Below are 13,318 nucleotides of genomic sequence, written 5' to 3' on the forward strand. Positions count from 1 at the left end.
GTCATTTCGATAACTGATCGAGATTTCGGACTATTCGAGGGGTGGGTGAGCGCGCATGGGGCGACTCGTTCCGGCCGTGACGCGGGCACTCGACATCCTAGAGCTCTTCCTGGACCGGGACGCGACGCTCTCCGCCCCCGAGATCACCCGCAAGCTGGGCCTGCCCAGGACCACCGTGCACGAGCTGGTCACCACGCTGGCCGCCCGCTCCTACCTCGCCGCCGTCCCCGGCCAGCCGGGGCGCTACCGCCTGGGGGTGCGCACGTACCAGCTCGGCAGCACCTTCGGGGAGCAGCTCGACCTCGCCGCCGAGGGCCGGGAGGTCGCCCGCGAGGTCGCCGAGACCTGCGACGAGACCGTGCACATCGCGATCCTGGAGGACACGGACGTCATCTACATCGCGAAGGTCGACAGCACCCGCGCGGTACGGATGGTCTCCGCCACCGGCCGCCGGCTGCCCGCGCACTGCACCGCCGTCGGCAAGATGCTCCTCGCCTCGCTGCCCGAGCAGGCCCTCGACGCGCGGCTGCCCGAAGGCAGGCCGCTGGTCGCGATGACCGACCGCAGCCACACCTCCGTGCGCGAGCTGCGCCGCCACCTCGCCGGGGTGCGCGAGCGCGGCATCGCCGTCGAGGAGCGCGAGTCCAACCCGGACGTGAGCTGCGTGGCGGCGCCGGTGCACGACTCCGCGGGCCGGGTGGTCGCCGCGCTGAGCATCTCGGTGCCGATGATCCGGTGGAGCGCGGAGCGCAGGGACGAACTGGCGGAGCTGGCCGCGAAGGGCGCGGGCAGGCTGTCCGAGCGCCTGGGCCACCGGGGCCCGGGGAGCAGAGCCGAGTGAGCCGGGGACGTACCCGGAGACGAGAGCCGGGACGTACCCGGAGAGGAGCCAGGTGACGATGCTGGACGTGGCCGTGCGCACGCGCGCCGAGCTGGGCGAGGGACCCACGTGGGACCCCGCGGCCGGCCGGCTGATATGGGTCGACATCCTGGGCGCCCGCGTCCACGCGTACGACCCGGCCACCGGCAGGCGCACCGTGCAGACCACCGAGCAGCACGTCGGGGCCGCCAAGCCGCGCGCCGGCGGGGCCGGTTACGTGGTCAACCTGCGCGACGGCGTCGGGCTCTACGACGCGGACGGCGCGTTCCGCTGGCTCGTCCACGAGCCGGTCGCGGGCCGCCGCGGCAACGAGGCGATGGTCGCCCCCGACGGCGCCCTCTGGGCGGGCACCATGCGCTACGACGCCACCCCCGGCGGCGGCACCCTGGCCCGCGTCACCGGCGACGGCGAACGGACCGTCGTCCTGGACGACGTCACCGTCAGCAACGGCACCGGCTGGAGCCCGGACGGCCGGCTCATGTACTACGCCGACACCCCCACGGGCCGGATCGACGTCTTCGACACCGACGGCGCCCGGGTCACCGGCCGGCGGGTGTTCGCCGCCGTCGAGGACACCCCGGGCTCGCCGGACGGGCTGTGCGTGGACGCCGAGGGGTACGTGTGGGTCGCGCTGTGGGACGGCTCCGCCGTCCGCCGGTACGCCCCGGACGGCACCCTGGACCGCACGGTGGAGGTGCCCGTACGCCGCCCCACCTCCTGCGCGTTCGGCGGACCGGAGCTGGCCGACCTGTACATCACCTCCTCGTCGCTCGCGGACACCCACCCGCTGGCGGGTTCGGTGCTGGTGCTCCCGGACGCGGGCCGCGGACTGCCGCAGGCACCGTTCGCGGGGTGAGGCGCGGATGACCGCGGGCACGTTCCGCATCGGCGGGGACCTGGAGGTCGGGCGGCTCGGGTTCGGCGCGATGCAGTTGCCGACCGAGCCGGCGGACGCGCGGGCGGCGTCCGTCGCGGTGGCGCGCCGGGCGGTGGAACTCGGCGTCACGCTGATCGACACCGCGCACCTGTACGGCGGCGGCGCCAACGAGGAACTGCTCGCCGAGGCGCTGTACCCGTACCCCGAAGGGCTGTTGATCACCACGAAGGTCGGCGTCGCCCGCTCCGCCGAGACCGGCGAGTGGGGTCTCGACGGGCGGCCGGAGGTGTTGCGGCAGCAGGTGGACCACGCGCTGCGGCGGCTGCGGGTGGAACGGATCGAGCTGCTGCAACTGCACCGCATCGACCCGGAGGTGGACCTCGCCGAGCAACTGGGGGCGCTGCGGGAGCTGCGGGAGGCGGGCAAGGTCGGCCGGCTCGGGCTTTCGGAGGTCACGGCCGGCGAGCTGACGCGGGCGCGGCAGTCGGTGGACGTCGCGAGTGTGCAGAACCGGTACAGCGTCGGCGACCGGGAGCACGAGGCGGTGCTGGAGGCGTGTGCGGCGGCGGGGATCGCGTTCCTGCCGTGGCGGCCGGTGCTCGGCGCGGTGCCGCCCGCGGACGGTTCGGACGCCCGGAGCCCCGAGGCCCCGTACCACGTGATCGGCTCGGTGGCCCGCGAACTCGGCGCGACGCCCGTACAGGTCGCGTTGGCCTGGCTGCTGGCGCGCTCGCCGGTGGTGCTGCCGATCCCGGGTACCGCGAAGCTCGCGCACCTGGAGGAGAACGTCGCCGCCGCGGACGTACGGCTGGAGCCCGCCCATCTGGACCGGCTCGACGGGCTGTCCGGGAACGGCTGAGGCCGGGCGCCCGTCCCGGGGGCGGGCTGCCCGGACGGTGAAATCGATTGCTCGCCCGGGGACTTGACACCCGCGCCCCGTCACTCCTGTTGCGTACAGACCTCTTGACCCGCCCCGTGTCCGCCCCTAGCTTCTCGTGAAATCGATTTCGCGAATCGCGGGAGGCACCGTGAACAGACATGGCCGGGTACGCGGCGGCGTCGCCGCACTCCTCGCCCTGGTGACGGCGCTGGCGACCGGGGGCCTGGCGACGGCCTCCCCCGAGGCGCCCGAGCCGCGCGGCGGGCCGGACCGCGCGGCGGGCAAGGGGCCCGTCGGGTGGGACACGTACCGGCAGCTCGACCGGCTCTCCGACCTGCCGGCGGGAGTGCACACCAAGCAGTTCTCCAGCTTCGACCGGACCGGCGGCAACGCGCACGACGGGTTCGACGGCAAGTTCTCCTGCCTGCGCACGACCGCCGCCGGCTGCGTCATCGCCGAGCAGTCCGGGGCCGGCGAGATCGGCGCCATCTGGTTCACCCGCGACGAGGGCGACGTCAGCAAGACGGGCCGGATCACCATCGAACTCGACGGCGAGAAGGTCGTCGACGCGCCGCTGCAGGACCTCGTCGACGGCAAGCTCGGCGCGCCCTTCGTCAGCCCGCTCGTCGCCAACGCCGACCAGACCTCCGGCGGCGTCGTGATCGAGGTGCCGATGCCGTACCGGGAGTCGATGCGCATCACCACCGAGCACAACCCGCTCTTCCACCACGTCTCGTACCGGACCTTCGCCGACGCCGAAGGCGTCGCCACCTTCGACCCGGGCGACCCCGCCCGCGACGTCGTCGACATGCTGCGCGCCGCCGGCACCGCCGACCCGAAGCCGGCCCTGCCCGGCGCCCGCACGCAGCGCACCGCACTCGCCCTCGCGCCCGGTGCGTCCCAGACCCTCGCCCGCGCCACCCGGCCCGGGCTCCTCTCCGAGCTGCGCCTCACGCTTCCGCAGGCCCCGTACGTCGAGCCGCGCAGCGAGACCGACGAGGGCCGGGCCTACGGCGCCGGCGGCGGCAGCGAGTTCACCGTCGCCGTCGACCCCGCGAACGAGGGCGTGCGGCTGACCCGCCGCTACGACCCGATCATCGCGAACCAGGTCGCCACGGTGTACGTGGACGGCCGCGAGGCCGCCACCTGGGGCCCGACGCCGCAGGCCGGCGGCGGGCTGTGGGGGGAGGACAGCGTGGAGCTGCCCGCGGAACTGACCGCCGGGAAGTCGGAGATCACCGTACGCAACGCCTTCGTCTCCTCCGACCTCGACGTCAACGAGTTCACGTACTGGGCCGACAGCCGCGTCGGCGGCGAGACGCGCCGCACCGACACGATGGACGTCGGCGACGCCGCGAGCGAGACCGCCCACGGCTACACCGTCACCGCGCCGAACTGGGAGGGCGTGCGCACCTACGACTACCCCCTCGGCGACGACGAGCGCGCCCGGCTGGCCGCGGCCCAGGACGTGCTGCGGGGCCTGCGGCTGCGCGCCACCTTCGACGGCGAGCGCACGGTGGACGCCCCGCTCGGCGAGTTCTTCGGCTCCGGCCACGCGACCGCGCCCGTACGGGCCCTGATGTACGGCATCGACGCCGAGGCCGCGGGCGGGCCCGTGTTCACGTCCTGGTGGCCCATGCCGTTCGCGAAGAACGCGAAGGTCGAGCTGTACAACGGCTCCGGCACGGCGATCACGGCGGGCACCGCCGAGGTCACCGCCGCCGCGTCCCGCACCCACGCCCGGGCCGTCGCCGCCGGCGACGCCGGCCGCTTCCGCGCCACGTCCCACGCCGGGCCGACCGTGCCGGGGGAGAGCTGGGACTTCCTCGCCACCGCGGGGACCGGCAAGTTCACCGGGGTCACCCACACCATGACCGGCGAGCTGAACCGCAACTACCTGGAGGGCGACGAGCGCGTGTACGTGGACGGCGCCCGCACCGCGCAGCTCCACGGCACCGGCACCGAGGACTTCTACCAGAGCGGCTGGTACTTCAACCGCGGCACCTACACCCAGCCGTTCAACGGCAACCCCGCCCACCTGGGCCCGCCGACCGGCTGCGCGGCGGAGCGGGACTGCACGGGCACGTACCGGCTGATGATCCACGACGCGGTGCCGTTCTCGCAGGCGATCGACTTCGACGTCGAGCACGGCTTCGTCAACGACAAGCAGGCGGACTACTCCACGACCGCGTACTGGTACGGGGAGAAGAAGGCGACCGGCGCGAGGACCGACACTCTGGACGTCGGCGACCCGCGGAGCGAGAAGGCCCACGACTACGCCTCCGACGCCCCCGGCGAGGTCACCGAGCTGGACTCCGTCTTCGAAGGCGACGCGCAGCACCCGCGGCGCCTCACCGCCGACACCCGCGCCACGACGGCGCCCGTCAGCTTCACCCTGCGCGTCGACCGCCGCAACGCGGGCGTCGAACTGCGCCGCACCAGCGACCAGGCGGCGGCGTACCAGCGCGCGGCGGTCGAGGTCGACGGGCAGCGGCTGCCGGACTGGCTCCAGCCGCTGGGCAACGAGGAACGCCGGTGGCTGGACGACACGTATCAGATCCCGGCGAGCGCCACGGCGGGCAAACGCGAGATCACGGTGACGCTGACGCCGGCGGCGGACGCCCCGCCCTGGTCGGCGGAGTCGTACGAGGCCCACAGCCTGGGCCCGGCCGGCTGACGTCCGTCAGATGTGCCTGCCGCTGAACTGCTGCCAGTAGCTCACGCAGGTGTCCCGCCAGTCGGCGGCATCCGCCTCGTGGAGCGCCAGCTTGGCCCTGACCTCGGCGAAGCGGCGGGCGTCTATCCGGGACTCCAGGGAGTCCCACGCCCGCCGCATCCCGCCGACGTACCGGACGCCCGCGTAGTAGCGGTGGACGAGTTCGTCCCAGAAGATCCTGCCGCTGCTCATGGGGTGGTCCCAGGGCACGTGGTGGAACCACATCATGAGGTTCTCGGGGACGGTGCCGAGGTCCCCGTACGCCGCCTGAAGACCGGGGAAGTACTGGGCGGTGAAGTCGCTTCCGGTGGGGGAGCGGTCGTAGCCCAGGCCGATGCTGTCCGCCTTGTGGTAGTAAGTGGGGTTCCAGTCCTCGCGCGGGAGGTGCGACTCCGAGGGGCCGGGGCCGTAGTGCACGTCGGCGGTGAACTGGTGGGCGATCCCGAGCGGGGTCTGGTAGTTCACCAGCGCCTCCCAGGAGCCCATCATCATGGCGACGACCACGCCGACGACGTGGTGGTCGTTGCTCCAGGTCATCCGGACCCAGTCGGCGGCGATGTCCCCGGCGTCCAGCGTCCAGTCCCAGGACTGGCGGCCGAAGGCGTACAGGTTGGCCTGGGAGAAGTGATGCCCGGTCAGGTTGTCCGCGTTGCCGAGGTTGGCCACGCCGACGACGGCGGTGTCCGAGTGGTGCTGGGCCGTTCCGTCCACGACGTGGCCGACCAGGCGCTTGTCGAGCAGCCGGCCCCGCGCGTCCGTGGCCCGGGTGTCGGTCTTGAGGATCTCCTCCCACATGGGGGCCAGGAAGCAGAGCATCCGGTTCTGCCCGGTGTACTCCTGGGTGATCTGCAGCTCGATCGCCTGGTTGGTGTTCTCCATCCGGCCGAACATCGGGTGCACGGGCTCCCTGGCCTGGAAGTCGAGGGGGCCGTTCTTGGTCTGGAGGAACACGTTGTCCAGGAAGCGGCCCCTGCTCCCGTCGGGCTGGGGCTCGTCGTCGATGTGGCCGAACTCCAGGTAGGCCCGCTTGAGCCGGTCGCTGTCCACCTCGGGGTTGTAGACGAAGGTCCGCCAGTAGATCTTCAGGCCGAGGGGTGCCACGGCGGCCGCCATGCCGTTGGCGCCGTCGCCGTGGTCGTAGCCGAAGTCCTGGGGTCCCGGCTGGCCCTCGGAGTTCGCCTTGACGGTGAACCCGGCGAAGTCCGGTACGGACTGCTGGATCCGCCGGGCCCTGCGGGTCCACCAGGCCCGGAAGTCGGGGTCGGTGGGCGCCATCTGTTCCTCGGTGAGCGTGTCCGGCGCGAACCGGCTGTCCAGGGGGGCCGCGTACCTGATGGAGAGCGCGAGCCTGATCCCGTACGGCCGCAGCGCGTCGGCCAGGGCGGCCTCCTGGGCGATGTACTCGTCCGTGAGGTACGCGTTGTCGGCGTTGACGTTGTTGATGGTGATGCCGGTGATCCCGACCGACGCCATCGCCCGCGCCGCCACGAGGTAGCGGTCGAGGACGACGGGCAGGTTCAGCCCGGCGCTGGCGCCGGTGGCGGCGAAGTTGAAGATCGCGCCGTTCTCGCCGTTCAGCCCGCCCGTTCCCGGTGCGTCGTTGCCGGCGTAGAGGCGCTCGGTGTCCCAGTAGTTCAGGTGGCGGTGCGCGACCCGGGGGCTCTCGGCGACGGCGAGCCCCTCGACGGGCCGGTGCGTCTGGATGCGCCGCAGAAACGCGAACGTGCCGTACAGCGCACCGACGTCCGTGTGGCCCGCGATGACGGTGAACGCCCGCCGCCCCTGCGTCACCGACCTGAGGACGAAGCCGTCCCGGCCCACCCGCGCCAGCTCCTCGGCCGGGACGAACCGGCGCACGGCCGGCGAACTCTCCCGGGTCCCCACGACGACGGCGCCGTCGGGCAGGTCGTGTCCCGGCCCGTGGACCACCCGTACCGGACGGTCCAGCAGTCCGCCGAGACCCCGGACCAGCTCCTCCCGGGCGGCCTCCAGCGTGGACGTCATCAGCCGCTCGGTCGATCCCGGAGCCATGCTCAGGTTCGGCGTGTGGCGGTACGACCTGTTCCGGTCGGCGTTCTCCACGACGACGGCGGTGACCCGGCGCCGGTACCGCCTGAGCAGGTGCGGATCACCGACCGGCACGTAGCGCAGCCACAGGGCGGATCCGTCGTAGCCGTCGTCCCGTTGCCCGGCGGGGCCGGAGGGCGTGTCCTGCCCGCCCAGCGCCCGCGCGGTCCCGGCCGCGTCAGTTCCCAGGGTCACGCCCGCCGTGACCGCACCCACGAACACCCGTCGACTCATCGGCATGGACCCGTACACCCCTTGCTCTCCCGGATTCCTGTACAGAGAACTGCTTCTACGTACGTGAACGGCCGCCCGCCGCGCGCCTGCCCGGACGTGGCCCGGCGGTTCAGGCGGTCGTGCTGAACGTCGTCATGCTCCGGGCGGGCAGCGTGACGGTGAAGGTGCCGTTCGACGCGCCGGCCGGCGACTGGGGCGAGACGTTCCTGCCCGCGTCGGTCAGCCAGGACGAGACGCTGGACGCGGTGCTGTTCGCCACGGAGAACTGCTGGCTCACCGCGGCGGCGCCCTTGTTGACGGCCACGATGACGACCGTGGAGCCGCCCAGGTACGCCGAGACGTGGACGTTCGGCGCCGGGTTCGCCGTCGCCTCGATCCGCACGTGCCCGGGGCGTACGAACCGGGCGAAGTGCGCCATGGCGGCGCCGCGCTTGCTGATCCCGCCGTCCTCGCGCATGGGGCCGTAGCCGCGCCGGATGTACCACCAGACGTACGCCTGGAAGCCGCCGTCCACCAGGGCGCGGTGGATGTGCTCCCCCACGTCGAGCGCCTGGGGCCAGAGGTCGGCGGAATCGGAGCTGTTGGGGTAGTAGACCTCGGTCATCCAGAGTTCCTTGCCCGCGCCCTTCTGCCGGAAGAGGGGGTAGGGGAAGTCCGCGAACGAGGTGCCGTAGAGGTGGGCCCCGATGATGTCGGTGTTGGCGAGCGCGGCGGCGTCGTTGAGGATCGGGTCCGACATGTTCTTCCGGTACTGGAAGGACTCGGGCGCGATGACCCTGGTGCCGATCGAGCCGGCGTTCTCCCGCAGGAACCGGACCATCTCGCCGGGGGTCCACCACGTCCAGTCATGGGCGTAGTCGGGCTCGTTCTGCACCGATATCCCGTACAGGTTCACCCCGTTGTTCCGCAGGTGGGTGGTGAAGTCGTCCAGGTGCCGGGCATAGGCGCCGTACATGTCGTACCGCAGGCGCCGCGCGTCGGTCTGGTCGCCGCGGACGAAGGTCTCGACCATGTGGGCGGGGGGATTCCACGGCGACGCGATGACGCTCGCCCCGAGTTCGCTCGCGCGCCGCGCGGTCGCCACGTCACGGCCCCAGTCCGCCTGGTTCTCGGGGACGGGGATCCGCAGCAGGGAGAACCCCAGCCGCCCGTCGCCCGTGCCGAACGCCGTGTCCCGCTGAGCGGCCGTCAGATCGCCGATCCAGGCGGTGTGGTTCATGCCGCCGAAGCCCCGGATCGTCTGCCGCCGCGCCGAGGGGTCGACGACCGCCGTGGCGGCCGGTGCGGCCGCGGCTCCCGGGGGCGCGACGGCCGCCGTCGTGGCCGCCAGGACCGGCAGCGTCCCCAGCGCCAGGACCGTTCGCCGGCTCGGCAGGCGCGGTGGTCCGCTGCTCACGTGCTCTTTCCGGGCTCGCGTCATCCCTCCTCCTGTCCCCTCACCCTGACCGGGAGCGCTCCCAATCATGTTCGGTATGGCGGACGACGTCCAAGTCTGTGAATACGGGCAAGGTAATGACCCCGCTCACCGCCGTCAAGGCTCCCGGCATCCCGCCGGCGGGGGGCCCGTCCCGCAGGACGTCGGGTACCTGCGGGACGGGTGGCTCGCGGGGGCGGGTCAGTCCGCGGCGAAGGAGTGGACCGTGGTGGAGCGGTAGGTGTCGCCGGGGCGCAGGACCGTGCTGGGGAAGGACGGCTGGTTCGGGGAGTCGGGGAAGTGCTGGGTCTCCAGGCAGAAGCCGTCGCCCTGGCGGTAGACCCGGCCCGAGGTGCCCGCGAAGGAGCCGTCGAGGAAGTTGCCGCTGTAGAACTGCAGTCCGGGCTCGGTGGTGGCGATGCTCATGGTGCGGCCCGACGACGGCTCCCGGACCGTGGCGACGCGCTCCGGGGTGCGGGTGAGGCCCTTGTCCAGGACCAGGTTGTGGTCGATGCCCTTGCCGTACAGCAGTTGCTCGTGGTCGTCGCGCAGGTCGGCGCCGATGGTCTTCGCCCGCCGGAAGTCGAAGGGGGTGCGGGCGACCGGGGCCAGTTCGCCGGTGGGGATCAGGCCGGCGTCGACCGGGGTGTAGCGGGCGGCGGCGATCCGCAGCTCGTGGTCGTAGACGTCGCCGCTGCCCTCGCCGGCGAGGTTGAAGTAGACGTGGCTGGTGAGGTTGACGACCGTCGGCGCGGAGGTGGTGGCGGCGTAGTCGATCCGCCAGTCGCCGGCCGCCGTGAGGGTGTAGTCGACCCGGGTGGCCAGCGCGCCGGGGTAGCCCATCTCGCCGTCCCCGCTGACGTAGCGCAGGGTCAGGCCCACGCCCGCCGCGGAGGTGAACGGCTCGACGTCCCACACCCGCTTGTCGAAGCCCTTGTCGCCGCCGTGCAGGCTGTGGTCGCCGTCGTTGAGGGGCAGTTGGTGGGCCGTGCCGTCGAGGGTGAAGCGGCCCTCGGCGATGCGGTTGCCGTAGCGGCCGATGAGCGCGCCGAAGTACGGGCTGAGGGCGACGTAGTCGTCGAGGTTGTCGAAGCCCAGCGACACGTTCGCGTACCGGCCGCGGCGGTCGGGCAGCTCCAGGGACTGCACGATGCCGCCGTAGGACAGCACCCGCAGCCGGGTGCCGCCGTTGGCGAGCGTCCAGCGGTCCACGCGGGTGCCGTCGGCAAGACGGCCGAACGGCTCGCGCACCGGCCGGCGGGTACGGTCCGCGGAGTCCGCCGCCGCCGGGGCGGCGAGGCCGGCGGCGGCCAGGCCGCCGGCCGAGGCGGCGAGCACCGTTCTCCTGCTCGGCGCCGCCGGGGTCGGGGGTCGGGTGGGGTTCATAACAAGACAGCTCCTCTTGAAGGGAATTCGGGTCGGGTCACACCGGTCACAGGGCTACGCGCCCGCCCTGCGCTTGTTCCAGATGTCGAAGCCCACCGCGGCCAGCAGCACCAGCCCCTTGATGACCTGCTGGTAGTCCGTGCCGAGCCCGACGAGCGACATACCGTTGTTCAGCACGCCCAGCACCAGGCCGCCGATCACCGCGCCGAACACCGTGCCGATGCCGCCGCTCATCGACGCGCCGCCGATGAACGCCGCGGCGATCGCCTCCAGTTCGAACATCTCGCCGGCCTTCGGCACGCCCGCGTTCAGCCGCGCCGCGTAGACGCAGCCCGCCAGCGCCGCGAGCACGCCCATGTTCACGAAGACGAGGAAGGTGACCCGCTTGTCCTTCACGCCGGACAGCTTGGCCGCGGCCTTGTTGCCGCCGAGCGCGTAGACGTGCCGGCCGACGACCATGTTGCGCATCACGTAGCCGAGCGAGATCAGCAGTCCGGCCATGATGAGCAGCACCACCGGGATGCCCCGGTAGCTGGCCAGCATCAGCGTGGCGACGACCACCGCCGCCACGATGAAGGCGCACTTGCCCAGCCACAGCGGGTACGGCAGCACGTCCAGTTCGTACGAGAGCTGCCGCCGCCGGTCGCGCCACTCCTGCCACAGCAGGAACAGCCCCACGCCCACGCCCAGGAGCAGCGTCAGGTTGTGGTAGTTGGTGTCCGGTCCGGTCTCCGGCAGGAAGCCCTGCGCCATGTTCTGGAAGCCCTTGGGGAACGGCGACAGCGACTGGCCTTCGAGGACGATCTGCGTGAGGCCGCGGAAGACCAGCATTCCCGCCAGCGTCACGATGAACGACGGTATGCCGATATACGCGATCCAGAAGCCCTGCCACGCCCCCGCGACCGCCCCGATGAGCAGGGAGCACACGAGCGCCAGTGGCCAGGGGAAGTCGTGGTTGACCATCATCACGGCCGACATCGCGCTGGCGAACGCGCACAGCGAGCCCACCGACAGGTCGATGTGCCCGGCGATGATGACGATCATCATGCCCATCGCCAGGATCAGGATGTAGCTGTTCTGCTGGACGATGTTGGAGACGTTGCGCGGCAGCAGCAGCGTGCCGTCGCTCCATACCTGGAACACCACGACGATCAGTCCGAGCGCGACGAGCATGCCGTACTGCCGCATGTTGTTGCGCATCGCTTCCAGCAGGGCGCCGGCGAGCGCGCCGCGGGACCCGCCGGGGGCGGGGGCGGCGGCCGGGGTGTCGCGCTTCTCGGTGGTCAGCGGGCTCATCCTTCGTCCCTTACGTGCGTGGTCATGTGGCGCATGAGTACTTCCTGGGTGGCCTCGGCCCGCGGCACCTCGCCGGTCAGCCGGCCCGCGGCCATGGTGTAGATGCGGTCGCACATCCCCAGCAGCTCGGGCAGCTCCGAGGAGATGAAGACGACCGCCTTGCCGCGGGCGGCGAGCTGGTCGATGACGGTGTAGATCTCGTACTTCGCCCCCACGTCGATGCCGCGGGTGGGCTCGTCCAGGAGCAGCACCTCGGGGTCGGCGTGGATCCACCGGCTGAGCACGACCTTCTGCTGGTTGCCGCCGCTCAGCCGGTTCACGGGCTCGAAGACCGTGGGGGTCTTGATGTTCATCGACGTGCGGAAGCCCTCGGCGACCCGCCGTTCCTCATGCTCGTCGACCGCGCCGCGGCGGACCAGCTTCGGCAGCGCGGAGAGCGTGATGTTGCGCATGACGTTCTCGATGAGGTTGAGGCCGTACGTCTTGCGGTCCTCGGTGACGTACGCGATGCCGTGCCGTACCGCGTCCGGCACGGTGCGGGTGTCGACCTCGCGGCCGTCAACCCGTACCGTGCCCGACTCGTACCGGCCGTAGGAGCGTCCGAAGACGCTCATCGCCAGCTCCGTGCGGCCCGCGCCCATCAGGCCCGCGATGCCGACGATCTCGCCGCGCCTGACCTCGATCGAGACGTCGTCGACGACCTTGCGCTCGTGGTCGATGGGGTGGCGCACGGTCCACCCCTCGACGGACAGCGCGACCGTGCCCGTGTCCGCGCCCCGGTAGGGGGAGCGCTCCGGGAAGCGGTGGTCGAGGTCGCGGCCGACCATCCCGCGGATGATGCGGTCCTCGGACAGAGCTTCCCCCGCGCCGGTCGGACCCGCGCCGTCCGCACCCCCGCCGCGTACGGCGAGGGTCTCGATCGTCCGGCCGTCGCGCAGGATCGTCACCGCGTCCGCGACCTGCCGGATCTCGTTCAGCTTGTGCGAGATGAGGATGCAGGCGATGCCCTGGTCCCGGAACTCCCGGATGAGGTCGAGCAGTTTGCGGCTGTCCTCGTCGTTCAGGGCCGCGGTCGGCTCGTCGAGGATGAGCAGTTTCACCTTCTTGGAGAGCGCCTTGGCTATCTCCACGAGCTGCTGCTTGCCCACGCCGATGTCGGCGATCCGGGTCTGCGGCTTCTCGGCTCCGAGACCGACGCGCCTGAGCAGCGCGGCGGCGTGCCGGAGGGTCTCGTTCCAGGAGATGACGCCCCGGGTGGCCTGCTCGTTGCCGAGGAAGATGTTCTCGGCGATGGACAGGTACGGCACCAGGGCCAGCTCCTGGTGGATGATGACGATCCCGCGCGCCTCGCTGGCCTTGATGTCCTTGAAGGCGCACGGCTCGCCCTCGAAGAGGATCTCTCCGTCGTAGCTGCCGTGCGGGTGGACCCCGCTGAGGACCTTCATCAGGGTGGACTTGCCGGCGCCGTTCTCACCGCAGATCGCGTGGATCTCGCCGGGGGCGACGGTGACGCTGACGTCGGACAGCGCCCTGACCCCGGGGAAGGTCTTGGTGATGGAGCGCATCTC

General features: G+C 71.9%; 9 protein-coding genes. 4 read left to right on the forward strand and 5 right to left on the reverse strand.

The window, feature by feature from the left end; translation table 11 throughout:
- The first annotated feature begins 55 nt into the window (after window positions 1-55).
- From O7599_RS28975 to O7599_RS28990, 4 genes are all read left to right on the forward strand, one after another.
- Window positions 56-841 carry an IclR family transcriptional regulator gene (locus O7599_RS28975; protein ID WP_281618553.1) on the forward strand — a complete coding sequence of 262 codons (786 nt, stop codon included), beginning with the start codon at window positions 56-58 and terminating at the stop codon, window positions 839-841.
- A 58-nt stretch (window positions 842-899) separates the two neighbouring features.
- Entirely contained in the window at window positions 900-1,736 is an 837-nt protein-coding gene (locus O7599_RS28980; RefSeq protein ID WP_281623559.1) for an SMP-30/gluconolactonase/LRE family protein, read from the forward strand.
- 7 nt (window positions 1,737-1,743) lie between these two features.
- The gene (locus tag O7599_RS28985) at window positions 1,744-2,616 is read left to right on the forward strand and encodes an aldo/keto reductase (RefSeq protein WP_281618554.1); all 873 of its coding nucleotides are present in this window, start codon (window positions 1,744-1,746) and stop codon (window positions 2,614-2,616) included.
- A 169-nt stretch (window positions 2,617-2,785) separates the two neighbouring features.
- A complete protein-coding gene (locus tag O7599_RS28990) occupies window positions 2,786-5,314 on the forward strand; it encodes a glycoside hydrolase family 172 protein (protein WP_281618555.1) in 2,529 nt (842 codons plus the stop codon).
- 6 nt (window positions 5,315-5,320) lie between these two features.
- On the opposite strand, the gene O7599_RS28995 is transcribed toward O7599_RS28990, so the two are convergent.
- From O7599_RS28995 to mmsA, 5 genes are all read right to left on the reverse strand, one after another.
- Window positions 5,321-7,660, reverse strand: a complete 2,340-nt coding sequence (locus O7599_RS28995) for an alpha-glucuronidase family glycosyl hydrolase (protein ID WP_281618556.1) — start codon at window positions 7,658-7,660, stop codon at window positions 5,321-5,323.
- Window positions 7,661-7,763: 103 nt separating this feature from the next.
- A complete protein-coding gene (locus O7599_RS29000) occupies window positions 7,764-9,074 on the reverse strand; it encodes a glycoside hydrolase family 30 beta sandwich domain-containing protein (RefSeq protein WP_281618557.1) in 1,311 nt (436 codons plus the stop codon).
- Window positions 9,075-9,269: 195 nt separating this feature from the next.
- On the reverse strand, window positions 9,270-10,454 hold the full coding sequence (locus O7599_RS29005; RefSeq protein WP_281618558.1) for an aldose epimerase family protein: 1,185 nt from the start codon (window positions 10,452-10,454) through the stop codon (window positions 9,270-9,272).
- A 54-nt stretch (window positions 10,455-10,508) separates the two neighbouring features.
- Entirely contained in the window at window positions 10,509-11,750 is a 1,242-nt protein-coding gene (gene mmsB / locus O7599_RS29010; RefSeq protein WP_281618559.1) for a multiple monosaccharide ABC transporter permease, read from the reverse strand.
- Window positions 11,747-13,315, reverse strand: a complete 1,569-nt coding sequence (mmsA, locus tag O7599_RS29015; protein WP_281623560.1) for a multiple monosaccharide ABC transporter ATP-binding protein — start codon at window positions 13,313-13,315, stop codon at window positions 11,747-11,749. The genes mmsB and mmsA overlap by 4 nt, the downstream gene beginning before the upstream one ends.
- Window positions 13,316-13,318: the final 3 nt, after the last annotated feature.

The sequence above is a fragment of the Streptomyces sp. WMMC500 genome (assembly GCF_027497195.1).
GTDB lineage: Bacteria > Actinomycetota > Actinomycetes > Streptomycetales > Streptomycetaceae > Streptomyces.

What these genes read in the sequence shown, in the direction of transcription:
- O7599_RS28975 (WP_281618553.1), top strand. Translation starts at nt 56, where the DNA reads ATGGGGCGACTCGTTCCGGCCGTGACGCGGGCACTCGACATCCTAGAG.
- O7599_RS28980 (WP_281623559.1), top strand. Translation starts at nt 900, where the DNA reads ATGCTGGACGTGGCCGTGCGCACGCGCGCCGAGCTGGGCGAGGGACCC.
- O7599_RS28985 (WP_281618554.1), top strand. Translation starts at nt 1,744, where the DNA reads ATGACCGCGGGCACGTTCCGCATCGGCGGGGACCTGGAGGTCGGGCGG.
- O7599_RS28995 (WP_281618556.1), bottom strand. Translation starts at nt 7,660, where the DNA reads ATGCCGATGAGTCGACGGGTGTTCGTGGGTGCGGTCACGGCGGGCGTG.
- O7599_RS29000 (WP_281618557.1), bottom strand. Translation starts at nt 9,074, where the DNA reads ATGACGCGAGCCCGGAAAGAGCACGTGAGCAGCGGACCACCGCGCCTG.
- O7599_RS29005 (WP_281618558.1), bottom strand. Translation starts at nt 10,454, where the DNA reads ATGAACCCCACCCGACCCCCGACCCCGGCGGCGCCGAGCAGGAGAACG.
- mmsB (WP_281618559.1), bottom strand. Translation starts at nt 11,750, where the DNA reads ATGAGCCCGCTGACCACCGAGAAGCGCGACACCCCGGCCGCCGCCCCC.
- mmsA (WP_281623560.1), bottom strand. Translation starts at nt 13,315, where the DNA reads ATGCGCTCCATCACCAAGACCTTCCCCGGGGTCAGGGCGCTGTCCGAC.